25 protein-coding genes are annotated in these 23,789 nt (G+C 52.5%); 17 read left to right on the top strand and 8 right to left on the bottom strand.

Features of this window, described 5'->3' with window-relative positions; translation table 11 throughout:
* Positions 1-2 precede the first annotated feature (2 nt).
* Genes B5E62_RS05890 through B5E62_RS17490 form a run of 4 tightly spaced genes read left to right on the top strand, consistent with a single transcriptional unit; the run spans position 3 to position 3,082 of the window.
* A complete protein-coding gene (locus B5E62_RS05890) occupies positions 3-503 on the top strand; it encodes an adenylate kinase (protein ID WP_087173703.1) in 501 nt (166 codons plus the stop codon).
* Positions 504-538: 35 nt separating this feature from the next.
* The gene (locus tag B5E62_RS05885) at positions 539-1,420 is read left to right on the top strand and encodes a carbon-nitrogen hydrolase family protein (RefSeq protein ID WP_087173702.1); all 882 of its coding nucleotides are present in this window, start codon (positions 539-541) and stop codon (positions 1,418-1,420) included.
* 13 nt (positions 1,421-1,433) lie between these two features.
* Complete coding sequence (locus tag B5E62_RS05880; protein WP_087173701.1) at positions 1,434-2,081, top strand: flavin reductase family protein; 648 nt, start codon at positions 1,434-1,436, stop codon at positions 2,079-2,081.
* A gap of 14 nt (positions 2,082-2,095) precedes the next feature.
* Complete coding sequence (locus B5E62_RS17490; RefSeq protein WP_330398023.1) at positions 2,096-3,082, top strand: hypothetical protein; 987 nt, start codon at positions 2,096-2,098, stop codon at positions 3,080-3,082.
* On the opposite strand, the gene B5E62_RS05865 is transcribed toward B5E62_RS17490, so the two are convergent.
* Both B5E62_RS05865 and B5E62_RS05860 read right to left on the bottom strand, forming a co-directional pair.
* Positions 2,988-3,473 (bottom strand): methyltransferase family protein, encoded by a 486-nt coding sequence (locus B5E62_RS05865; protein WP_087173700.1) that lies wholly within the window; start codon positions 3,471-3,473, stop codon positions 2,988-2,990. The genes B5E62_RS17490 and B5E62_RS05865 overlap by 95 nt on opposite strands.
* Positions 3,474-3,545: 72 nt before the next feature.
* Positions 3,546-4,886, bottom strand: coding sequence for an MFS transporter (locus B5E62_RS05860; RefSeq protein ID WP_242957737.1), 1,341 nt, complete (start codon positions 4,884-4,886; stop codon positions 3,546-3,548).
* Positions 4,887-5,289: 403 nt separating this feature from the next.
* On the opposite strand from B5E62_RS05860, the gene B5E62_RS17235 reads away from it, so the two are divergent.
* From B5E62_RS17235 to B5E62_RS05840, 5 genes are all read left to right on the top strand, one after another.
* Positions 5,290-5,679: an AlbA family DNA-binding domain-containing protein gene (locus B5E62_RS17235; RefSeq protein WP_242957736.1), complete on the top strand. Its 390-nt coding sequence runs from the start codon at positions 5,290-5,292 to the stop codon at positions 5,677-5,679.
* 123 nt (positions 5,680-5,802) lie between these two features.
* Complete coding sequence (locus B5E62_RS17230) at positions 5,803-6,702, top strand: ATP-binding protein (RefSeq protein ID WP_242957735.1); 900 nt, start codon at positions 5,803-5,805, stop codon at positions 6,700-6,702.
* Between the two features lie 104 nt (positions 6,703-6,806).
* On the top strand, positions 6,807-7,316 hold the full coding sequence (locus B5E62_RS05850) for a GNAT family N-acetyltransferase (RefSeq protein WP_087173698.1): 510 nt from the start codon (positions 6,807-6,809) through the stop codon (positions 7,314-7,316).
* Between the two features lie 93 nt (positions 7,317-7,409).
* Entirely contained in the window at positions 7,410-7,850 is a 441-nt protein-coding gene (locus tag B5E62_RS05845; RefSeq protein ID WP_087173697.1) for a MarR family winged helix-turn-helix transcriptional regulator, read from the top strand.
* Between the two features lie 3 nt (positions 7,851-7,853).
* A complete protein-coding gene (locus tag B5E62_RS05840) occupies positions 7,854-9,224 on the top strand; it encodes an MATE family efflux transporter (protein ID WP_242957734.1) in 1,371 nt (456 codons plus the stop codon).
* Here the strand turns inward: B5E62_RS05840 and B5E62_RS05835 are convergent.
* The gene (locus B5E62_RS05835; protein ID WP_087173696.1) at positions 9,221-10,555 is read right to left on the bottom strand and encodes an MATE family efflux transporter; all 1,335 of its coding nucleotides are present in this window, start codon (positions 10,553-10,555) and stop codon (positions 9,221-9,223) included. The genes B5E62_RS05840 and B5E62_RS05835 overlap by 4 nt on opposite strands.
* 166 nt (positions 10,556-10,721) lie before the next feature.
* Here B5E62_RS05835 and B5E62_RS05830 point away from each other — a divergent pair, with 166 nt between their 5' ends.
* Positions 10,722-12,029 (top strand): cytochrome c biogenesis protein/redoxin, encoded by a 1,308-nt coding sequence (locus B5E62_RS05830; RefSeq protein ID WP_087173695.1) that lies wholly within the window; start codon positions 10,722-10,724, stop codon positions 12,027-12,029.
* A 77-nt stretch (positions 12,030-12,106) separates the two neighbouring features.
* On the opposite strand, the gene B5E62_RS05825 is transcribed toward B5E62_RS05830, so the two are convergent.
* The 3 genes from B5E62_RS05825 to B5E62_RS05815 form a co-directional block, all read right to left on the bottom strand.
* Positions 12,107-13,393, bottom strand: coding sequence for an aminotransferase class I/II-fold pyridoxal phosphate-dependent enzyme (locus B5E62_RS05825; protein ID WP_087173694.1), 1,287 nt, complete (start codon positions 13,391-13,393; stop codon positions 12,107-12,109).
* 296 nt (positions 13,394-13,689) lie between these two features.
* A complete protein-coding gene (locus B5E62_RS05820; RefSeq protein WP_087173852.1) occupies positions 13,690-13,947 on the bottom strand; it encodes a spore coat protein in 258 nt (85 codons plus the stop codon).
* A 68-nt stretch (positions 13,948-14,015) separates the two neighbouring features.
* Complete coding sequence (locus B5E62_RS05815) at positions 14,016-14,198, bottom strand: hypothetical protein (RefSeq protein WP_087173693.1); 183 nt, start codon at positions 14,196-14,198, stop codon at positions 14,016-14,018.
* Positions 14,199-14,424: 226 nt separating this feature from the next.
* Here B5E62_RS05815 and B5E62_RS05805 point away from each other — a divergent pair, with 226 nt between their 5' ends.
* From B5E62_RS05805 to B5E62_RS05795, 3 genes are all read left to right on the top strand, one after another.
* On the top strand, positions 14,425-15,393 hold the full coding sequence (locus tag B5E62_RS05805) for a Gfo/Idh/MocA family protein (protein ID WP_087173691.1): 969 nt from the start codon (positions 14,425-14,427) through the stop codon (positions 15,391-15,393).
* Between the two features lie 227 nt (positions 15,394-15,620).
* Entirely contained in the window at positions 15,621-16,049 is a 429-nt protein-coding gene (locus B5E62_RS05800; protein WP_087173851.1) for a MarR family winged helix-turn-helix transcriptional regulator, read from the top strand.
* A 43-nt stretch (positions 16,050-16,092) separates the two neighbouring features.
* Entirely contained in the window at positions 16,093-17,430 is a 1,338-nt protein-coding gene (locus B5E62_RS05795; protein ID WP_087173690.1) for an MATE family efflux transporter, read from the top strand.
* Positions 17,431-17,446: 16 nt separating this feature from the next.
* Here B5E62_RS05795 and B5E62_RS05790 read toward each other — a convergent pair whose 3' ends face one another.
* Positions 17,447-18,172 carry a gamma-glutamyl-gamma-aminobutyrate hydrolase family protein gene (locus B5E62_RS05790; protein WP_087173689.1) on the bottom strand — a complete coding sequence of 242 codons (726 nt, stop codon included), beginning with the start codon at positions 18,170-18,172 and terminating at the stop codon, positions 17,447-17,449.
* Positions 18,173-18,231: 59 nt separating this feature from the next.
* Here B5E62_RS05790 and B5E62_RS05785 point away from each other — a divergent pair, with 59 nt between their 5' ends.
* The 3 genes from B5E62_RS05785 to B5E62_RS05775 all read left to right on the top strand — a co-directional run bounded on the left by B5E62_RS05785 (position 18,232) and on the right by B5E62_RS05775 (position 21,366).
* A complete protein-coding gene (locus tag B5E62_RS05785; RefSeq protein WP_087173688.1) occupies positions 18,232-19,203 on the top strand; it encodes a dipeptidase in 972 nt (323 codons plus the stop codon).
* 92 nt (positions 19,204-19,295) lie between these two features.
* Complete coding sequence (rbsK, locus tag B5E62_RS05780) at positions 19,296-20,186, top strand: ribokinase (protein WP_087173687.1); 891 nt, start codon at positions 19,296-19,298, stop codon at positions 20,184-20,186.
* A gap of 166 nt (positions 20,187-20,352) precedes the next feature.
* Positions 20,353-21,366, top strand: coding sequence for a LacI family DNA-binding transcriptional regulator (locus B5E62_RS05775; RefSeq protein ID WP_087173686.1), 1,014 nt, complete (start codon positions 20,353-20,355; stop codon positions 21,364-21,366).
* Between the two features lie 67 nt (positions 21,367-21,433).
* Here B5E62_RS05775 and B5E62_RS05770 read toward each other — a convergent pair whose 3' ends face one another.
* Positions 21,434-22,126: a helix-turn-helix domain-containing protein gene (locus B5E62_RS05770; RefSeq protein ID WP_162610264.1), complete on the bottom strand. Its 693-nt coding sequence runs from the start codon at positions 22,124-22,126 to the stop codon at positions 21,434-21,436.
* Positions 22,127-22,485: 359 nt separating this feature from the next.
* On the opposite strand from B5E62_RS05770, the gene B5E62_RS05765 reads away from it, so the two are divergent.
* A complete protein-coding gene (locus B5E62_RS05765; RefSeq protein ID WP_087173850.1) occupies positions 22,486-23,766 on the top strand; it encodes an MFS transporter in 1,281 nt (426 codons plus the stop codon).
* Positions 23,767-23,789 lie beyond the last annotated feature (23 nt).

Below are 23,789 nucleotides of genomic sequence, written 5' to 3'. Positions count from 1 at the left end.
GGATGAAAAAGGTGATCGTGATAGGATGCCCCGGCGCGGGGAAAAGTACCTTTGCCCGGAAGCTGCGGGACAGGACATCGCTGCCTTTGTATTACCTGGATATGATTTGGCACAGGGCTGACGGCACCAACATTTCCAGGGAAGCGTTTGTCAGGCAGGTAAGTGAGATTGTAGGCAGAGAACAGTGGATCATAGACGGCAACTATCTGAATTCCCTGGAAATGAGGCTTCAGGAGTGCGACACGGTTTTTCTCCTGGACTATCCCACGGAGCTCTGCCTGGACGGAGCCAAAGAGCGCATAGGGAAAAAGAGGGAGGACCTGCCCTGGGTGGAGAAAGAGTTTGACCGGGAATTCCGCCAGTGGATCGTGGATTTCCCGGAGGACCAGCTCCCCCGTATCTACGAGATGCTGGAAAAATACAGAGACAGCAGGGATATTTTTGTCTTCAGGAAAAGAGAGGATGCGGACGCGTATCTGGCTTTGCTGGAACAGAGGAAATAAAGGGAAATGAGCAGGAAAACGAAAGGGAAAGGGTTATGGATCTTTTGAGGACAGCCCTTCTTCAGATTGCTCCCTGCGGTTCTCAGGAGGGGAATCTGAAAAAGGGAGTGGAGTACTGTGAAAAAGCAAAAGAGATGGGAGCCCACATCGCCCTTTTCCCGGAGATGTGGAGCTGCGGCTATGATATATGCAGCAGGCCTTTTGAAGAGTGGAAGAAGGAGGCGGTCCCGGCGGACAGCTCCTTCGTCCGGACGTTTGGGGAGCTGGCCAGAGAGCTTTCCATGGCTATCGGCATCACATTTCTGGAAAAATGCGGGTCGGGATGCCGCAATACACTGGCGCTATTTGGTCGGAACGGGGAGAGAGTCCTCACCTACGCAAAAGTGCATACCTGTGAGTTCGGGGCAGAGGCGGACCTGATGCCGGGTGAGGATTTTTATGTGACGGATCTGGATACGCCCCTGGGCCCTGTGAAGACCGGAGCCATGATATGCTATGACCGGGAATTCCCGGAGAGCGCCAGGATCCTGATGCTGAAGGGGGCGGAGCTCATTCTCGTGCCAAACGCCTGCCCCATGGAGATCAACCGGCTCTCCCAGCTCCGGGCCAGGGCCTTCGAGAACATGACAGCCATCTGCACCTGCAATTACCCGGGCACAGTGCCGGACTGCAACGGGGGCTCCACTGTCTTTGACGGGGTGGCGTACCTGCCGGACCTTCCGGGCTCAAGAGACATGTGCATCCTGCAGGCCGGGGTGGAGGAAGGCGTCTTCCTGGCTGACATAGACCTGTCCATGCTCCGCGGCTACAGAGAAAGCGAAGTCCACGGAAACGCCTACCGGCGTCCGGAGAAGTATGGTCTCCTGACAGGCAGAGATATTGAGGAGCCCTTTGACAGGAGTGACCACAAGAGATAGGAGGATACAGAACATGAAGATCGAGATTGGAAAGGAGTTCCCCGGATATTTCAAATCCCTCTACCCGGAGGAGTTCCAGCTTTTCTCCCACTTTGAGACGACCGCCGCCGTCCCTGGCCCGCTCTTTGCCATCACTACGTGGAAGGAGAACGGGAAGCCCAACGTGTGCCTCCATAGCTGGAGCTGCTTTCACGGGGACAAGACCGCCTTTTTCGCGGTCATGGGCAATCTGTACCAGCATACTCACACCTACGCCAACATCCTGCGGGAGAGATGCTTCTGCGTCAATTTCCTGCCCATCAGCTGCTACGGCAGGCTGACAGAGACCATTTTCCATAACGACTACGACAGCGATGAGTTTCAGACAGGAGATTTCATTCTGGAAGAGGCCAGGACCATCCATGCCCCGGTGATCCGGGAGGCGTTTTTGACTATGGAGTGCACTCTGCGGGACGTCCAGGACTTAAGCGGCGCCGGCATGGCCGCCATGGTCATCGGAGAGGTACAGCACATGTCCGTGGAGGAGAACTATGCCCAGGGCTATGCGAAAAGATACGGGAAGGAGGGCTTTATGATGCTTGTGCCCTCGCCCCAGAACCTTGTCACCGGGGAGCCGGATCTGTCGGCCATCGGGACGGTGAAGATTGAGAAATACGATTGAAGAGGCGAGAAAACGTGGAACAGACAGTTGTTGTAAACGGAACAGAGTACACCATCCTTAAGCTTCTGGGGAAAGGGAAGGGCGGCTATTCTTACCTGGCCCTTGCAGGAGGAAGCTACGTGGTATTAAAGCAGATACACCATGAGCCCTGCGGTTACTACCAGTTCGGGGATAAGCTGGAGGCGGAGCTGCGGGACTATGAAAGACTGAGAAATGTGGGGATCCCCATGCCCGAGCTGCTGGATGTGGACCGGGGGGAGGAGCGGATCGTCAAGGAGTTCATAGAGGGAGAGACCGTGTATGACCTCGTGTTAAGAGACAGACTGCCGGAAACCTGCGCGGAGCAGGTCAGGGACATGTGCCGCCGCCTCGGCCCGGCAGGACTCAACATCGATTATTTTCCCACCAACTTTATCTTGCGGGAGGGAGTCTTATATTATATTGATTACGAGTGCAACGACTATATGGAGGAATGGGATTTTGAACACTGGGGCGTCAGATACTGGTCCAGGACGCCGGAGCTCCTGCAGTATGCCAGGGACCACGAAAATGAGTTCCAAAGGCAGCAGCGCTCTTTCTGGGAAGCCTTTGGCGAAGCGAAGAAAATGGTGCTCTCCACTGCCGCGGGGGACAGAGTTTCCTCCAGGATGATGAGCGTTATCCTGATGGAGGGGCTTCTGTATTTTCAGACAGACAGGACCTTCCTCAAATACAGGCAGCTTACAGAGAATAAGAACGCAGCTCTGTGCATGGACAATATACAGATTGAGGGCGTCTGCAGGGAGCTGGGGCATCCCATGGAAAATGAGAGATTTGCCGGGCTGTACGAAAAACATTTTCCTGGCTCCTTTGAGCGGTATTCCGGCCTGAAAAACGAGAGGTTGTTTGTGATGAGCCCGGTCTTCATCAAGAGATGGAGCTACCGGGATGGGCTGCCCTTTGAAGAGGTGTTTGAAGCGGAAGGAGAGAGGTATTCCCTGACGGAATATAAGGGGGAGTGAGAGTGGAGCTGGTCAGCAGCGCTATCCCAAGAAAGCAGACAAAGTAGGAGACATACATGGGATTGCGGGAAAAGCGGTAAATGCCGTCAGTGTTGAGTCCGCTTTTATCCGGCGAGGAGAAGGCCTTTACTGTGAACAGACAGAGGAGCAGCCCCAGAAGGTAGCAGATGAGCCCGACAAGAAAGAGTGGAGACAGCTTCGGTTTTACCGTGAGAAAGAAGGGATAGAGGATAACCCCTGCGTTTGTCAACAGATATATGTAATAAGCTGTTTTTTCGTTTCCCTTCAGGGGCGCAAACATGGCTGCCCTCTGCAGGGAGGTCCTGTCGAGAACTGCCAGGACGACAAATCTGATAAAGAAAAAGGGAAGCAGCAGTATAAATCCGTTCATTTTCTTTCCTCCTGAAAATGTTACAGGCGCAGACCGAGAAGTCTGCGCCTGCGTATTTGTATTGCTGTAAATTTAATCGTTTCTTTTGGCCTCCAGCTTCCAGATATGTCCATCTCTCTGGAAATACAGGCATACCAGGATGCCCGCAAATGCGATCACAAAGAACAGAAAGGCTGCGCCTGACCCCTTTCCTGTGCCAAACAGGAGAGACGGGATGCTGCCCTTATCCTGGTCTGCCATAAAGGGCTCAAAGACCTGGTCTACGAGAACGCCGCCCAGCAGATAGCCCACGGGTATGGTGAAAAACTGCAGAGTATTTCTTGCGGAGTAGACCCGCCCCTGCATCTCCACAGGAATGTGGGTGCGGAAGAGGGCGTCCATGTTGGTGTTCATGACCGGGATAAATAGCCAGCCAAGGATGGCTCCCAGACACCATACAGGAGTGCCCCGGCCAAGAGCCAGCAGAAAGTTTTCCGTGCTCATGGAAAAGAGGAGGGAGAGGCAGATGGCTCTGACCCGGCTCTTTGGGGCTGGCAGGAAGGTGGCGATGACACTGCCGGTTACATTTGCCAGGCCCGTACAGGTGGACACCAGTGCCAGTGCAGCCTGGCTTCCTCCGTCTCTGGAGAGTAGCATAGCGGGGAGGGCGGCGTTGTACACAGAAGCCACCAGATTGATGCAGGCCAGAAAGAGGATAAGATCCAGGATGCCCCGGTTCTCCCTCAGGTAGCGGAGCCCCTGGCCGGCGGTCTGCAGCACAGACGCCTGTTCAGTGTTCCGCTTGGACAGGTCCTGCTCCGGGAGCTTCACAAAGAAGGCCAGGGAGAGGAAAGCTGCCGTGAAGGTGAGAAGATCAAAGGCGATCACTGTGTAAATGCCAAAAGCCGATAGAAGAGCTGTGGCGAAAACCGGTGACAGTATGGTCACAAGGGAGTTGGAAAAGGCCCGCATCCCCGCTGCTTTCTGATATTGTTCTCTGGGAGTCAGAAGGCTCACGGCCACGTCTGAAGCAGGCTGCTGCAGCGTATTTCCGAGGCCGTTTAAGGCGTTGAGCACATAGAGGTGCCACAGCTCCAGGCGCCCGGTCACAAGGAGGACCAGGACGGAAAGCGTGCACAGAGCCGCAAAGCTGTCGCACACCAGCATGGTCAGCTTTTTGTTCCACCGGTCGCTTAAGGCTCCGGCAAAAATACTCAGAAGCACATAGGGGGCGTAGGAACACACAGTCAGAAGGGAGGAGGCAAGGGCTGATCCTTCCTGCTGGTAGGCCCATATGACAAGGGCGTAGCTCGTCATGGAGCTGCCAAGGGCCGAGAACCCCTGGGTGGCCCAGAGAATGATAAAGGTGTGTAATCCGTCAAATAAAGTATTCAGTTTTCGTATCATGACTTTGCTCCTTTTTTCTTTGTTCATAAAACAGATGAAAAGTGCAAAGCCCTTTCCGGACGGCAGTTATTATTTTCTATTTGACAAAGCTCCGCGTCAGTCCCGTCCGGGATCAGACTCTGCACGGAGCAGCTGCAATACAAAGCCTCACGTGGACGCCTCCTCTCTCGCAACGTGCGCATATGTTCATGTATCTGCTATTATACCGGAAACCCTTCCTGATGGCAACGGTGTTGGCATTCCTTCAGCTATAAAAGGCTGTTGTAATGTGGATTCAGTATGTTATACTGAATGAAAGATACAGGCTCATCCACCGAGGAAATACTATACAGTGCGTAGTGACTTGAATGAGATATGAAAAATAAATAGGAAAGCAAATAAGTTCATCCTAAAAATGAGTAGATAAATAATAAGGGAGTTTTTTTATATTATGAAAATAACAGAGCTGTTGGGAGAGGCAACAGAATATGATAAAAAGCAAGCAATTGAAACTAAAAAGCCTAAAAGCTGGCTGAAGACAGTCAGCGCGTTTGCAAATGGCTCAGGAGGTATATTGGTTTTCGGCATAGCAGATAATGATGACATTATTGGTCTTGCGGATATAAAAAGTGCATCAGAGTTTGTCAGCCAGAAAATAAAAGAGAGAATTGAACCCTTGCCAGAAATTTTTATGGAATTGCATAAGTTAGATGGGGATAAGGATATATTAACGGTAAAGGTCATGGAAGGAGAAGAGACACCTTATTATTATAAGGGAGACGGAACTATGGAGGCTTTCGTCCGGATAGGGAATGAAACCGTTACTGCAAATGCGGCTTAATTAAAAAGACTTGTACTCAGGGGAAGGAATTCATCTTACGATTCACTTATTTCATCATATAATTTTAAGGACTATTCTTTCTCTAAATTGCGGGAACGCTACTATGAGTGGAATAGCAGCAGCATGGAAGAAAAAAATTTTGAATCGTTTGGTATTGTTGATAGTAATGGAAAATTGACAAATGCTGGAGCACTGTTGGCTGATAATTGTCCAATTCGCTATTCAAGGCTATTTTGTACCAGATGGAGTGGGCTGGATAAAAGTGGAGGGCGGATTGATGCTTTAGACAGTGCGGAGTTTACTGGAAGCCTGATTATGCTTCTGAATGAAGGATTTAGCTTTGTAAAAAGGAATATGAAAACAGCGTGGAAAAAGACAGCTAATTCAAGGATTGAACTGCCGGACTATTGTGAGAGAAGTGTTTTTGAAAGTATTGTCAATGCTCTTATTCATCGAGATTACCTGATTAATGGAAGTGAAGTTCATATAGACATATTTGATGATCGGCTTGTAGTATATTCTCCAGGCGGAATGCCGGACGGTACGAAAATCCAGGAACGGAATATTGATACTGTTCCATCCACAAGGCGTAATCCGGTATTGGCAGATATATTTAGCCGACTGGGATATATGGAAAGGCAGGGCAGTGGGCTGAATAAGATAAGAAATGCTTATCGGAGTGCGGAGAACTACACACCAGATAAAGAGCCAGTGTTCTATTCTGACCGAGTGGAGTTTACTGTTACATTGAAAAATCTGAATTTTTCAGCTTCAGAAAATGAAGCTAAAAGTGAGGCTAAAAGTGAGGTGAAAAATGAGGCTGAAAATTATAGACTGACAGAATTAGAAGAAAAGCTGTGTGATCTGCTGTTAGAGTATCCTGAACTGACTCAGTCAGAGATTAGAGAAAGACTGAATTTATCAAGAAGTAAAGTCCAAAGAATGATGAGGAAATTAACAGAAAATGGTATAATCATACGAGAAGGATCAAGGAGAAAAGGATACTGGACGATTCATCTTTAAATCCGATTGCTTTATAATAGCAATCAATAGTTAATATTAATCGAATTGTCAGGGACATTCACGTAAAATCTTGCTGTGCTAGCAGAATAAAGGAGAAGATTGAGATGAGGATCAGACAGGAAAAGCCAGAGGATTACGAGGAAGTATATGAACTGGTCAGGGAGGCTTTTGCGTCGGCTGAACATGCGGATGGAAACGAGCAGGACCTGGTGGAGGCGCTTAGAAAAGGAGATGCCTTTATACCGGAGCTTTCCCTTGTGGCGGAGGAGGGCGGCCAGCTGGCAGGGCACATCCTCTTCACAAGGGCCCGTGTGGGAGAGGTGGAGGTCCTCGCCCTGGCGCCACTGTCAGTGCGCCCTGCTTTTCAGAGACAGGGTGTGGGGATAGCTCTGATCGAGGAGGGCCACCGGATTGCCAGAGAGCTGGGCTTTTCCTATTCCATTGTGCTAGGGAGTGAGGAATACTATCCAAGGCTGGGCTACAGGGAGGCGGCCGGATTTGGCGTGGAGGTGCCGGAGGGCATTCCCTCTGCCAATTTTATGGCCATTCAGCTCCTTGAGGGAGCCCCGGCACTTGGCGGCCCTGTGATCTACGCAGAAGAGTTCGGGCTGTGATCATAAAAATCCGGGCGGCATTGACAGATGCCGCCTTTTGTTATACACTACATATTGTTTACAAGTAAACTATAGAGAGGTTAGGGGAAAAACATGCAGAGGACTGTGGAGGCCATGCTTGGCTATTTTAACCAGATCAGGCAGGTGTATGCCAATGAACTGAATAAAAAATTCGAGGAGGAGCGGTTTTCCCCCAATGAGATTTCCGTGCTGATCCTGCTGTCCAACAACCGGACCATCAACACTGCCAGCCAGCTGAAGGTCATCCTGGGGGTCTCCAAAGGGCTGGTGAGCCGGAGCGTGGAGTCCCTGGCCGCCAAGGGCCTGGTGGAGTGCAGGCAGGATGAGCTGGACAGGAGGATACAGAGGATTTATCTGACAGACCGGGCGTCGCCCCTTGTCAGCAGGCTGGAGCGTGAGATAAAAAAAATCAATGAAGTCTTTCTGGAGGGAATTTCCCAGGAGGAGATCGACCAGATGGAGGTGACCATGACGAAAATTCTTGACAGATTTACAGAGAAAGGAGAGAGATAGACGATGAAAATGGAAATGTCGAGGGAAGTGAACCTGGGAGAGGAGCCCATTGGGCGCCTTCTGATGACACTGGCCGTGCCGGCCATCACCTCCCAGCTTGTGAATGCGCTTTACAACATGGTGGACCGGATGTACATCGGACATATACCGGAAATCGGGTCCACGGCTCTGACGGGTGTGGGAGTCTGCTTCCCGCTGATCATGATCATATCCGCCTTCGCCAGTCTGATAGGCATGGGCGGAGCGCCGAGAGCCAGCATCTACATGGGGAAAAAGGACAATAAGACGGCGGAAAAGATCATGGGGAACTGCTTTACTGCTCTGGTCATCATAGCTGTCATCCTGACGGCTGTGGTGCTCCTTTTCCAGGAGCCTCTCCTCTATCTTTTCAGCGCCAGCAGTGAGACCATAGGCTACGCCAAGGAGTATATGAGTATCTACGCTGTGGGCACCATCTTTGTGCAGCTCACGCTGGGCATGAACGCTTTTATCTCTGCCCAGGGATTTTCCAAGATCAGCATGCTCACCGTGGTGATAGGAGCAGTCACCAATATTGTGCTGGACCCGGTGTTCATTTTCCTGTTTGACATGGGCGTGGCGGGAGCGGCCCTGGCCACCATCCTGTCCCAGGCGCTGAGCGCCGTGTGGGCGGTATGGTTCCTGTGCGGGAAGAAGACGGTGCTCAGGCTGAAGAAAGAAAACCTGCGCATCCGCCTGTCTCTCCTCATGCCCTGCGTGGGGCTTGGCGTGGCGCCCTTTGTCATGCAGTCCACAGAGAGCATCCTGCTCCTGTGTTTTAACTCCTCCCTGCTGAAGTATGGCGGGAATCTGGCCGTGGGAGCTATGACCATCCTGTCCAGCGTCATGCAGTTCGCCATGCTGCCCCTGCAGGGACTCACCCAGGGAGGGCAGCCCATCATCAGCTTCAACTACGGTGCGGGAAACATGGCCAGAGTGAAGAAGGCGTTTCAGATACAGACAGTCTGCTGTTTTACCTTTGCCTTTGTGCTGTGGGCGGCGGTGGAGCTTGCGCCGGGGCTGTTTGTGGCGGTCTTTACCAATGATCCTCAGCTTGCGGAGCTCACAAAATGGGCGTTGCGGATATATATGGCCTGTGTGCTGCTGATGGGGATCCAGATATCCTGCCAGCAGTCCTTCATCGCCCTGGGCAATTCCAGGGTCAGCGCCTTCCTTGCCATTTTCCGGAAGATCATCGTGCTCATCCCTCTTATATACATCCTGCCGATGCTCCTGGAGGACAAGGTGTTTGCCGTGTTCCTTGCAGAGCCGGTGGCAGACGCTGTCGCAGTGACGACGACATCGGCCCTGTTCTACAGAGAGTTTAAGAAGCTCACAAAAAAAGAGGAACGCTAGTTCCTCTTGCGCTGGATATGTATATAGTACAGAACGCCAGTCAGGTCCGCCAGAGCCCAGCCGATGGGCACGGACATCCAGATGCCGGTGACTCCCACCGCGGGGATGGCGGACAGGATGTAAGCCAGGGCAACCCGGGTGCCAAGAGAGATGACTGTGAGCACCACGGACATGCCGGGCCGGGCGATGGCCCGGTAGAGTCCGTACAACAGAAAGAGAAGGCCGATGCCAAAGTAGAAAGCTCCCTCAATGTGCAGGTAATGGACGCCGGCGGCGATGATCTCCGTCTCCCTGGCGGACACGAAAATCTGCATCAGGGGTCTGGCAAAGACGCAGACAAGAAGGCTGATGACGAGGCAGAAGAAGAAGGCGCACAGGAAAGCGCTCTTCATTCCCCTGCGGATCCGGTCTTCTTTTTTTGCGCCGTAATTCTGGGCGATAAAGGTGGAAAACGCATTCCCGAAATCCTGCACCGGTATGTAGGCGAAGGAGTCTATCTTCACTGCAGCCGCAAAGGCCGCCATGGTGACAGGACCGAAGCTGTTGACAAGCCCCTGGACCATGAGGATGCCGAAATTCATGACAGACTGCTGGAGGCAGGTGAGAAAGGAGAAGCTGGTAATCTCGTGAAAGATCCCGCGGTCCCACCTTCTGTGCCGCTTCCCGGGCATCATCTCAGGGAAGCGGACCTTTGTGTAGATGGCCAGTCCGATGCCGGACACATACTGGGAGAGGATAGTGGCAAAGGCAGCTCCCGCCACGCCCCAGTAAAAGACAACCACAAACACCAGGTCCAGCACGATGTTCATCACTGCGGACACAGCCAGAAAGAGGAGGGGGACTCTGGAGTTCCCGATGGACCGCAGCAGGCAGGCAAAATAGTTGTAGAGAAATGTCCCCACAATGCCCGCAAATATGACAAGGAGATAGTCCTCCATCAGCCCCGTGATGGAGTCCGGCACACGCAGGAACCAGATGATACCGCGGATGCCGATAAATACTGCCGCGTTCAGCACGAGCGTCACTGCTCCGATAAAGACAAAGGACTGAAAGATACCTGCCTTCATCCGGTCGAAATCCTGCTGTCCGTAGCTGATGGAAAAAGAGGCGCCGCTGCCCATGCACAGGCCCAGGATGATAGAAGTCAGGAATGTCATCAGAGTGTAGGCGCTCCCCACCGCCGCCAGGGCATCCGCCCCGAGAAAGCGGCCCACGATGATAGTGTCCGCGATATTGTAGCACTGCTGCAGGAGATTTCCCGCGATCATGGGCAGTGCGAAGATGAGCAGGCTTTTTGTGATACTGCCTGTCAGAAGCTTGCTTTCCTGCATAAAGTTTTCCTCCCGTATACACTATTCTCTATTATAGAAAGACGAACAGCCTGTGTCAATGGAGCAAAAAAGGGCGGCAGAGGCGGATGACAGTTGACGGTATGGGGAAAAACAGATATGATAAGAAGAAATCATCGGCGGCCCGTGCCGCTCCTGGGAGGTAATCATGGGATTTGATCTGGAAGTGAGCATTCCGGTTTTTACAGTATTTATACAGGGGCTTCTGAGCTTTCTGTCCCCCTGCGTGTTCCCCCTCATTCCGCTCTATATCGGATATCTGTCGGGCGGGACGGGGGTGAAGGACGAGGAGGGAGTCTGGCACTATCCCAGGGGAAGGGTGCTGGTAAACACCGTGTTTTTCGTCCTCGGCATCAGCTTTACATTCTTTCTCCTGGGCTTAGGCGTGTCCGCGGCGGGCAGCTTTTTCAAGGACTATCAGAGTATTTTTGCCAGGGTGGGAGGCATACTTGTCATTGCCCTGGGCCTGTACCAGCTGGGGGTGTTCGGCTCCTCAAAGCTGCTGGGAAATGAACACAGGCTGCCTTTTCATCTGGACCGGATGGCCATGTCCCCTGTGACGGCCCTCCTGATGGGCTTTTCCTTCAGCTTTGCCTGGACGCCCTGCGTGGGGCCGGCTCTCTCCAGCGTGCTCCTCATGACAGCCTCTGCAGGCACAAGGGCAAAGGGCTTTCTTATGATAGGCGTCTACACGCTTGGATTTGTCCTTCCCTTCCTGGCAGTGGGCATTTTTACCACCTCCCTCCTGAAACTTTTCAGGAGACACATGAACATCGTAAAGTATACGGTCAAGCTGGGGGCTGTACTGATGCTCCTCATGGGGCTTATGATGTTTACCGGCAAGATGAATGATATTACGGGCTATCTGTCCGGCGTGGGAAGCGCGGGACAGGAGAGTGTGTCCGATGATGCAGGGAACGTTGGAGACGAGAGCAGTCAGCAGGATGGCTCTGACGGTTCCGGCCGGGAGAGCGGGCAGAGCCAGGAGGATGAAAACGGCGGCGGGAGCGGGGCGGATACTGTGGATTTTGCGCTGACAGACCAGCACGGCACACAGCACAGCATTTCTGATTACAGGGGGAAGGTGATCTTCCTGAATTTCTGGGCCACATGGTGCTCACCCTGCAGGATGGAGATGCCGGATATCCAGGAGCTGTACCAGGAATACGAAGGTATGGGAGAGGAGGCGGAGGTGGTCTTCCTGAGCGTCGCCACGCCGGGCATAGGAGGCGAGGGGACCAGGGAGGAGGTCATCCGATTTATGGAGGAAAATGGCTACACCTATCCGGTACTCATGGATGAGACGGGGGAGGTGAGCGCCATGTTCGGGATCAGTGCCTACCCCACCACCTACATGATCGACCGGGAGGGGAAGGTGTATGGCTATGTCAGCGGGACCTTAAGCCGGGAGAACATGGAGAGCATCATCCGGCAGACCCTGGAGGGTGAGAACTGACAGCGGGATAAAAAGAAAACGTGCGCAAGAGGTTCTGATTGCTCTGTGCGCACGTTTTTTATGTTCATATCCTAATCTTATTTGCTCTCGAGGATCTTGTCAATACTCACCAGCTTGACGCTGAGGACAAAAATTTCTGTGGCGACCTTCAGCTCCTCAGCTGTGGGGTAGGAGGGGGCGATACGGATATTGCTGTCCTGCGGGTCCCTGCCGTAGGGGAAGGTGGCGCCCGCCTCGGTCATGATAAGGCCTGCCTCCTTTGCCTTTGCCACGATCTTCTTTGCACAGCCCGGAAGTGCGTCAAAGGAGATGAAGTAGCCGCCTCTCGGTGACAGCCAGGAGCCGATGCCAAGACCGCCAATCTCTTTTTCCAGAGTGGAAAGAACAGCCTCGAATTTTGGACGCATAATGTCCGCATGTTTTTTCATGTGCTGCACCATGCCGTGGATATCCTTGAAATATCTTGCGTGGCGGAGCTGGTTCACCTTGTCGTGCCCGATGGTCTGGATCTGCATCTGCTCCCGGATTGCCTTCAGGTTGGCAGTGGAAGCCGCAATGGCGGCAATGCCGGAGCCGGGGAAGCTGATCTTGGATGTGGATGAGAATTTGTATACCATATCCGGGTGCCCCTCTTTCTTGCACTCCATGAGGATCTCAATGAGGTAATCCTGCTTGTCATCATATAAATGGTGGATGCCGTATGCGTTGTCCCAGAAGATGCGGAAATCCTCCGCAGCCGGGTTCAGCTTGGCAAAGCGGTGCACGGTCTCGTCAGAGTAGGTGATGCCCTGAGGGTTGGAATATTTTGGAACACACCAGATACCCTTGATGGCCGGGTCTGTGCTCACCAGCTCCTCAACGATATCCATATCCGGACCGGTGGGAGTCATGGGCACATTGACCATCTCAATGCCAAAATATTCTGTGATCTTGAAGTGGCGGTCATAGCCGGGAACGGGGCATAAGAATTTTACCTTGTCCAGCTTGCACCACGGAGTGCTCCCCATTACGCCGTGAGTCATGGAGCGGGCGATGGTGTCGTACATGATATTCAGGCTGGAGTTGCCGAAGATCACGATATTATCCTTCGGAACCTCCATCATATCGGCCAGAAGCTGCTTTGCCTCCCGGATGCCGTCCAGGACGCCGTAGTTGCGGCAGTCCACGCCCTCCTCGCACACAAGGTCAGAGCTGCTGTTCAGGACATCCATCATGCCCATGGACAGGTTCAACTGTTCTGTAGACGGTTTTCCCCGGGACATATCCAGCTTCAGTCCCTGGGACTTTACCTGCTCAAACTCTGCTTCCAGTTCAGATTTGATCTTCAACAGTTCTTCTTTTGACAATTCTTCATATGCTGCCATCCTTGCATCCTCCATCATTTTCTCATTTTTCACTCAATGCTACCATTGTAGCGGTAAACTGAACGTTCGTCAATTGCTTCCTGCAAAAATATTCATTTAATAAGGAAATTTGTAAGAAATATCAATAAAAATGAAATTTTAATGCTTTTTTCATTCATTTTACGAGCGCTTGAGGAGGGAATGGGGGACCCGGCAGACATGGAAAAGATGCGTCCGGCGGAGCAGCAGGCCCCGGTTATGTAGGCGGCGCGCAAAAAGCGGCCTCCGGCCGGAAGCGCGCCGCGGAGAATGGCAGCCTATTTTACAGACGGCTGTGTCAGGATGGAGCGGACATGCTCGATCTCCTGCTGGCTTGCCCTGGCGGCGGGCACATAGTAGCTGCGCTCACGGGCCAGGCCATAGAGCCTTTCCTGTGACATCTCACACGCATTGCGCATCTGCTTTAAGCACTGCTTCAGCTCTTTGTTTTCTGTCTGCGGGATCATCTCGCCAAAGCGGGTGAGTTCTCCGTTTACGCCTGCAAGTGCATCCGCAACCATGGTCTTTTCATTCAACATTGTCTTTCCTCCTTACTGTCATATCCTGCATTCATGCTCTGCGCCGGTCTCCGGGCCGGTGTGGCTCACAGGAAGCGCAGGAGCTCCTGTTTGTTCTTCATGGCGCTGTCCGCGGCATCCTGGAACAGCTTTTTTACTTCCGCGTCCTGAGCCATACCTGCATATTCTGTCATTTTCTGGCAGCTGGTCTCATAGCCGCCAATGAGATGGCGCAGGTTCTGCAGATCGAGAACAGATATTTCTGACATGCTTCCTACCTCCTTTTTGTGTACTGCGATGTTAGTGTTTGGAAAAATTTGAGAAAATATACAGAAATGTGAAGAAATCCTGCCTGCGGACCTTCCTCATGGAGTGCGGGAAAAGACAGGACGGGGACAGCGACATACCAGGAAGCTTTCGCTTTACTTCCCTCCTGCAAGGTGATATATTACAGACAGATATTCAGAATAAGGAAGCAGGAGGAAGAGACAAGATATGAAGGTAGGTATTTTGGGTGCCGGCCGGATCGCCGCCACCATGGCAAGGACACTGAACGGGATGAAGGAGGCAGAGGCTTACGCCGTGGCATCCAGGAGCCTTGAAAAGGCAGAGGCGTTTGCCAGGGCAAACCATGTAGAGAAGGCGTACGGCTCCTATGAGGAGATGCTGGCTGACGAGGAAGTGGAGCTCGTGTATATCGCCACGCCCCATTCCCATCACCTGGAGCATGGGAAGCTGTGTATTTCCTGCGGGAAGCCGGTGCTCTGCGAGAAGTCGTTTACAGCCAACGCGGCCCAGGCCAGAGAGCTGTTGGACTATGCGGCGGAAAAAAAGGTGTTTATCACAGAGGCTATCTGGACCAGGTACATGCCCTCCCGGAAGATGATCAATGACATCATCGCTTCCGGAGAATTGGGGGATATCAAGATGATCAGCGCCAACCTGGGATATGAGCTGACAGATAAGGAGCGGATGCTGAGGCCCGAGCTGGCCGGCGGCGCCCTTCTGGACGTGGGTGTCTATACGCTCAATTTTGCCAGCATGGTCCTGGGGGATGACATCGTCAAAATGACGTCCGAGTGCGTGAAAACTGACACGGGCGTGGACGGGCAGGATGCCATCATCCTCACCTACAGGGACGGAAAGCTTGCCGTACTCCATACAGGCATGTGGGCGGACACGGAGCAGTATGGAATAATCTATGGCACAAAGGGCTACATGATCGCCTGCAATATCAACAATATTGATACAATTCAAATCTACAGCCCGGACAGACACCTTGTGCGGGAGATAAAAGTGCCGGAGCAGATCACAGGCTACGAGTATGAAGTGCTGGCCTGCCGCCGCGCTCTCGCCGCAGGAAAGCTGGAATGTGAGGAGATGCCTCACGCAGAGACTCTGCGTATCATGGAGTGGATGGATGCCCTCCGTGCGGACTGGGGAGTGAAATATCCGTTTGAATAGTGCAAAAGCATGTAAAAGCGGACGTAATACTTTGCAAAAGTATTACGTCCGCTTTTACATATACTGGTGTGTAATTGTGTGCAGACCGGCGTGTCTGAGTGCGTATTTTCTTGACATCCGCGAAAATTGACATTATAATACTTAGGAACCTAAATAAGTAAAAAGCCCGGATCTTCCGGGAGTGCAGGGAGTTTCGAAGCCCTGAAGGGAGAAAGGCGGTGTTTGGTGTGGAAACGGGAAAGATGATCAACCGGATTTCCAACCGGCTCAGGAGGCGCTCCATGGCGGTACAGGAGGCGGTGGGGATCAGTGGCTCTCAGGGAAACATACTGGATTACATCCTGGTGGAGAGCATGAAGCGCAAGGTCTACCAGAAGGATATAGAGAGGGAGTTCGGCCTGAGACCGCCCACCGCATCTGAGGTGCTCAAAGCCCTGGAGAAGAGGGAGCTGATCTGTCGGATCCCGGACGAAGAGGACGGCCGCTGGAAACGGATCGTCTTTACCAGGAAAGCGGAAAAGCTCCACCGCGCGCTGAGACGGGAGATTGAGGAGTCGGAGGCCCTTCTCCTGCAGGGAATCTCACGGGAGGAGCAGGAGACATTTTTGAGGATTGCGGCGAAAATGCTGGAAAACCTGGATGAGCGGTGCGGGTAAAACAGTCAGCGCTGAAAGCTGCAGGTGGAAGGAGAAGCAGATAATGAAGGAAAAGGAACTGGAAAAGGACTGGATGGGGAGCATGAAGGTGTCAGGAGCCGTGGCCAAAATGGCTATCCCCAGCGTCATCAGCAGTCTGGTGACTGTGCTCTACAACATGGCGGACACATTTTTTGTGGGACAGACCGGCGACGCCCTGCAGGTGGCGGCGGTGAGCCTGACCAACCCCATCTTCATCCTTTTTATGGCCTTTGCAAACATGTTCGGCATGGGCGGCAGCGCCGCCGCATCCATGGCCCTCGGGCAGAAAAATGAGAGGAGGGTGCGGCAGGTGTCTTCCTTTGTCACTTACGCCTCACTCATCGTGGGCGTACTTTTCGCAGTGATCCTCCTTGTGTTCACTGGTCCCGTTCTGTCCCTCTTCGGTGCGGACGCTCAGACCTATGAGTACGCAAGAGGCTACACGGTCTACGTGGCTGTGGGGGCACCCTTTATCATCTGGTCCGCCGCCGCCAGCTTTGTGGTCCGGGCGGAGGGCGCCAGCCGGGAGGCCATGGTGGGCAGCATGATCGGGACCATTGCCAACATTGTGCTGGACCCCATTTTCATATCCGGCTTTGGCATGGGCGCGGCCGGGGCGGCCATTGCCACCACCATTGGAAATATCATGGCCAGCGCTTACTACCTGTGGTATTTCCTGCAAAGATCCCGGTCCATGTCCCTGAGTCCCCGGGATTTCTCCTGCCGGGACGGCATACTGAAGGGAGTCTGTGCCACGGGCCTTCCCACGGCCATCTTTTCAGCTCTCATGAGTGTGTCCACCATTGTGCTGAATCAGATCCTTGTGTCCTACGGGAATGCTCCGGTGGCAGCCATCGGCATTGTGTTCAAGGCAAATATGTTCATTACTTTCCTGCAGATGGGTCTGGCAAACGGCGTCCAGCCCCTTCTTGGCTACAGCTACGGGGCGGGCAGCACGGACCGGTTCCGGGAGGTGGAGAGCTTTACGAAGAAATGCTGTGTTGCCGTGGGCGTGGCGGCAACGGCCCTCTTCTTTGTGGCCAGAGAGCCTATCATCCGCCTGTTCATCAGCGACGATGACGTGGTCCGCTACGGGGTGGCGATGCTGGTGGCCTACATGGTCTCAGGCCCCTTTATCGGCCTCCTCTTTGTCAATATGAACTGTATGCAGTCTGTGGAGCATGCCCTGCCGGCCACAGTACTGTCGGTCATGAGACAGGGTGTCCTTCTCATACCGCTCCTCTATCTGCTGGAGGCGGTGGCCGGACTGGACGGCGTGATCTGCGGGCAGGCCATCACAGATTACATTGCAGTGCTCCTCTCCATCATCATCTGGAGAAACATCCGCAAATCTCTGTAAAAATGACCCGCCGCCGTCACTTTTCCGCTCTGACGCCCTGCCTTCTTGCTGCCTCCACAAAGGTCAGGAACAGGCGGCGCATATTGAGGGACCGGGTCATGCACTCGGGATGCCACTGGACCCCCAGGACAAAGGGACGAGAAGGCATTTCCAGTGCCTCGGGGATACCGTCAGGAGCCGTGGCACTCACTGTGAGCCCCTCTCCGGGAGTCAGGATTCCCTGGTGGTGAAAACTGTTGACGGCTGTGGCTTTTCCGAAAATTTCATATAGTATGCTATCTTTTTTAACGGCGATGGTGTGGCAGAGATCGCTGCGCAGGCGGGACCGCTGCATGTGGTTCAGGGACGGCTCCTCCCTGAGAGAGAGGTCCTGAAGAAGTTCTCCGCCGCAGGCGGCGTTCAGCACCTGCATGCCCCGGCAGATGGCGAGGATAGGCTTTGACGTGGCAAGGACATATTTCAGAAAAAGCATCTGGAATATGTCTGTTTTTATGTCTGTCTCCCCGGAGGGAGACAGGGGAGGGCGGTCCAGAAGAAAGGGAGTGATATCCCCTCCGCCGCAGAAGAGAAATCCGTGGCAGCAGGAGGCCATGACCTCCATAAATCCCCTGTCCCCCTCCTCCACGCAGGGCAGAAGGACAGGACAGCCCCCCGCGCGGCACACGGCAGAGATGTAGCTGTCTGTGACAAACTGCCGGTTTCCCGCAAAGCCGCAGGTGACGATTCCGATCACAGGAGTCATACGCTTTCCTCCTCAGAAATACTGTAGTATAGTATATGTGCGAGAGGAGGAGGTAAGACATGAATTTGATCGATCTGCACTGTGACACACTCTGGAAGCTCATGGACCTGGGGGGAGAGGGGGATCTTCTGGAAAATGACGGCTCTGTCAGTATCCGGAAGCTGGAAGAGGAGGGAGCCCTCGCCCAGTTTTTTGCCTGCTTTGTCTATCGGGACGCTATGGAAGGGAACACGCCCGAAGAGCAGTATGAGGCAGGGTACAGGCATGTGCTTGACATGATAGATCACATGTCTCGGCAAGCGGAGCGCTACAGCGGCCGGCTGGAGCTGGCAAAAAAGCCCGAGGACATAGAAATCATCCAAAAAAAGGGAAAAACAGGAGCGGTCCTGACTGTGGAGGAGGGCGGCGTGCTGAACGGCAGCCTGGCACGCCTGGATGAACTGTACAGAAGAGGCGTGCGGCTCATCACTCTCCTCTGGAACTATGAGAACTGCATCGGCGCCCCGGGCAGCCGGGTCCCTTCCAATATGGAGAAAGGGCTGACACCATTTGGCATCCGGGTGGTGGAGAGGATGAATGAGCTGGGCATGATCGTGGATGTCTCTCATGCGGCTGACGGTGTGTTCTGGGATGTTATAAAACGCAGCAGAAGACCTGTGGCGGCCACTCACTCCAACTGCCGCGCCCTGGCGGACCACCCTCGTAACCTGACAGATGAGATGCTGAGAGCTCTGGGAGAGCAGGGGGGCGTGGCAGGCCTTAATTTCTATGGGCCTTTCCTCGGCACGCCGGAGGAGTCACGTCTGGAGGAGATGACGGCCCATGTTCTCCATATGATAGAGACAGGGGGCGAAGACCTTCCCGCCATAGGGACGGATTTTGACGGCTTTGACGGACTGAAAAGGATGGATATCCCCGATACAGGGCACATGGACAGACTGCGGGAGGCGCTGAAAAAGGCGGGGCTGTCGGAGAGGCAGCTGGATAAGGTCTGGTACAAAAACGCACTCAGGGTGTGGAAGGAAAGGTAGAAAACAGATTGACAGGTCAGGAAAGCGGACTTATAATATAGCCAGGATTTGAAACCGGTTTCAAAGCGGATTATGAAAGGAGAGGACATGGGATGAAGCTTGCAGTAGTTGGAAGTATCAATATGGATATGACAGTGACAGCCGAACGGATCCCAATGAAGGGGGAGACACTCCGGGCGAACAGCATTAGCTGCATACCCGGAGGGAAAGGCGCCAACCAGGCGGTGGCCATGGCAAGATTGGGAGCAGAGGTGGAAATGTTTGGCTGTGTGGGAGATGACGACAACGGGAAGCTCCTTTTGAAAAATCTGCAGGGCGCAGGCGTGGGGACCGGGCATATCCGGGTCCTGGAGGGAGTCACCACAGGGCTGGCCATGATCACAGTGGCGGAAAATGATAATACCATTGTAGTTGTTCCGGGGGCAAACGGGAAAGTGGACCAGGCTTATGTGGACAGTGTCAGCGCTGAACTGGAGCAATATGACATGGTGGTGCTCCAGCATGAGATTCCGCTGGAGACAGTCATCTATACCGTGAAAATGTGTCATGAAAAGAAAATCCCGATTGTGCTGAATCCTGCGCCGGCAGCTTCAGTCCCGGAGGAGATCGTGGATATGGTGACCTACCTGACTCCCAATGAGCACGAGGCGGCGCTGATCTTTGGAGCACAGAAGGATATGGAGGGAATGCTCAGAAAATATCCGGAAAAACTGGTCATTACCCAGGGCGCCAGAGGTGTGGTGACATGCTTAAGGAGCGGAGAGCTCCTGCGGGTACCGGCGAGAAAATCAGAGGTGGCAGACACGACAGGAGCCGGAGATACACTGAACGGAGCCTTCTGCGTACGGATCTGCGCAGGCGATGACATACGGAACGCCCTTGTGTACGCCAACACGGCTGCCGGGCTTTCCACAGAAAAGTTCGGCGCCCAGAGCGGGATGCCCTGTTCAGAGGAAGTCGAGAGAGAATTAGGAGGAAGATAGAGCAATATCTGCAGGGGCTCGCCGCAGATGTGGTGGAGTTTATTCCCCATGAGGACCTTCACAGAGTAGAAGAGGGTGTTACTCAGCAGTTTGACAGACTGCCGGCTGGAAAATATAATAAAGACATGAAATGGGTTTCAGACCGGAAGGAGTAACCAGACCATATATGACCAGTATCAGAGAAGTGGCAAAAATAGCAGGTGTGTCTCCGGCCACTGTGTCCAGAGTGATGAACGGCACCGCTAATGTAGATGAGAGGAAAAAGCAGAGAGTGCTGGAGGCGATTGAAAAGACAGGATTCCGGCCTAACGAGCTGGCCCGGGCCCTCTACAAGAAGTCGTCCCGGATGATCGGCGTGATCGTTCCGGATATTGAAAATCCCTTTTTCAGCGAGCTCTCCAAAGCTGCGGAGGAGCAGGCATACAGGACCGGGTATCGGATCCTTCTGTGTAACTCGGACGACGACCCGCAAAAGGAGATGATGAATATCCAGATGCTTGTCCAGATGAAGGCGGACGGGATCATCATCACCACTAACTGCGACAGTACAAGTCAGGTGCTGGAGGACTGTCCCATTCCTGTCGTGGTAGTGGACAGAAAGCTGAAGGGCAAGAGCGGCACGGCCTTTATTGAGGCGGACCACTATAAGGGCGGACGTCTGGCGGCGGAGCACCTGGTGGAGTGTGGGTGCAAAAACATTGTCTGTCTGCGAGGGCCTCTGGCCTGCTCCAGCGGCAGGGAGCGTTACCAGGGCTATCTTGATATATGCGGAAAATATGGTCTTGCGGAACAGTATGTGGACTGCACCTACGATTACGAGGCGGGACGCCGGGCAGCCGCCCGGCTTCTGAGAAGGTTTCCAGATACAGACGGCATCCTTGCCTGTAATGATATGGTGGCCATTTCCGTATACAAAGAGCTTGCGGCATGGGGAAAACGCATACCGGAGGAAATACAGCTGGTCGGGTTTGATGATATAAGGTTCAGCAGAATGTGTACGCCGGAGCTGACCACTGTGTCCCAGCCGATCAGGGAGATGGGCTGTCTGGCAGCAGACATCATCATACGGCATGTGGAGGGAGAGGAGTTCCTGCGGGAGAATGTTTTTGATGTGAAGCTTGTAGAGAGGGACACGACAAGAAAGAAAAAAATAGCAAAAGAAATAAAAAAAGAAATATAAAAGAGGGACTGTCAATGAACTTGATTCAGGGACAGCCTCTTTTTTATTATATAGAACGATACCTGATTTACTGTGCATAGAAGAAATTCGTCCGCTTGATATTTTTCAGATCATCCGCCGTCAGGCGCAGGGAGGAGATGAGCTCTTCGTCCTCCGGCAGCGGCGCATCAGAGACAATGACCTTCATGGCGATGTTCTGATAGAAATAGCTGATGGTCGAGAGAAGCCCCACCTTGTAGGAGCTGTGACGGTTCAGGGAAGACAGGCGGAGGGTGAGCGTGTCAAAGGGAGGCTCTGTGCAGCTCAGGATAAAATCCATGCAGGAGTCCGTGTAGAAGACCCTTCCCTCATAGACATAGTTGGCTTCATAGTAGTTGGATATATCAGCCACATCATAATACATGGTAGTTTTAAAGGACATTTTCTGGTTGACAAGGACTGCCTTCTGCAGCTTATTCTTTTCCCCGTTAAACCAGTAGAGATAGAGGCGTTCTGAAAAGTATTTCTGATATCTTGTCACGTCATTTGGGTCTTCCTTCATGCAGGTATCCGGAAGAAGAGAGGAGATGTCAACATTGAGGATTCTGCAGATATCTACAAGCGTGTCAACGCTGATGAATATTTCTCCTTTTTCGTATTTTGATACAGTTGCTGTACTCTTGTTCAATTTTTCAGCCAGCTCGTTTAAAGTCATGTGCTTTGCACGGCGTCTGGCCCGGAGCTGACGCCCTAAAGTTATATAGAAAGAACCAGAATCCATACGATCATTCCTCCCAGCATTTTGATGAAATTCTTTTTTTACTAAAAATTTTAACATAGAAACGGGAAAATGGACATATATTTTTTGAAAATAAAATAATAAAGAACGGATTTGAAGAAAATATCTACATCTATCTTATATTGAGAAAAATAAATGAAAAAGATGAAAAAATAGATTGAAAATTGCAGAAATGCGGGTAAAGGACATAGAAATTTATTGTTAATTGAATTTTGAGAGGAAGGATTTTCGTTATACGAAAAAAGGTAAATTTGTGAATTTGTTGTCAATTCAAGTATAATCATTATAAAGAAACAGCGCGGCGCACATGAAAATGAGAGATTGAAATGGAGGCGGTATGGATGGCTAAAGAGGCCAAACAAGGGTACAGGAAAAATCTGGGAACGATCCTTCTGCTGGCATTTGCCGGCTCGATCATTTACGGACTCCCATATTTCCGTTCTTACTATTATGACACGTATCAGAGCATGTATGACCTGACGAACACGCAGATGGGACTTCTGGGGAGCGCCTATGGGCTGCTCGGCGTATTTTCCTACGTCATTGGCGGTGTCCTGGCGGACAAGATCAAGGCAAAGAAGCTGCTGATCTTCTCTATGATCGCCACTGGACTTGGTGGACTTTTGCATCTGGTGGTGAGCGATTTCTATGCCCTGGCAGCAATTTACGGACTCTGGGGCGTGACTTCGCTGCTGACCTTCTGGCCGGCTCTTATGAAGATCGTGAGGATCCAGGCGACCGATGAGGAGCAGAGCAGGGCATACGGGATATTTGAGGGAGGCAGAGGTGTATTCAACGCGGCACATCTTGCTGTGGCGACAGCTATCTTCGGTGTATTTGAGGCCAGGACAATGCCCTATATGGGGATTGACGCGATCATCTGGTTTTATTCGCTGGCTCCGCTGATCGTGGGCATCATCTTTATATTCATCCTGAAAGAGCCGGATACGGTGGGAGAGACAGGCTCCTCGCAGCAGGTTTCCTTCAAGCAGATCCTGAGTGTTCTGAAAATGCCTGTTATGTGGCTGATCATCATCATGATCTACACAAGCTATACATTTAATATGTCGTCCTATTATTTCACGCCCTATGCCAGCAATATCATTGGTGTTACGGCCGTGATCGCGGCTATACTGACAGTCATGTCCCAGTATATCCGTCCCTTTGCAGCTACCATCGGCGGCTTTGCCGGTGATAAAGCGGGAAAGAGCAAAACTATGATCGTGGGCTATATCCTCATGGTGGCTGGAGTGGTCATCATGGATATGACGGGAAAAATGAGCTCTGACACCAGGATGATCCTTGTTGTTGCAGCGTGCGTGCTTGTGTACGCGGGCATGTTCTCCAATTTTGGATTGTACTTTTCCTTCATCTCGGAGGCGGGCATCCCCGTAGAGCTGGGAGGTGTGGCGATCGGTATGGCGTCCACCTTCGGATATCTGCCGGAGGTGCTCAGCTACACGATAGCCGGAAAGCTGCTGGATACATATCCGGGCTATCAGGGGTATCACCTGAACCATATGTATATGATCGCAATGGGTATCATCGGGCTGGTCGTGGCAGTGATCTGGACAAAAAAATATGCGAAAAAGCCGGCTGCGGCAAAAAGCGAGGAAAGCTAAATCTATTTTCACACATTTTTTAA

The organism is Lachnoclostridium sp. An118 (genome assembly GCF_002160985.1).
GTDB lineage: Bacteria > Bacillota > Clostridia > Lachnospirales > Lachnospiraceae > Claveliimonas > Claveliimonas stercoravium.
This window is presented reverse-complemented; position numbering and strand designations above follow the sequence as displayed.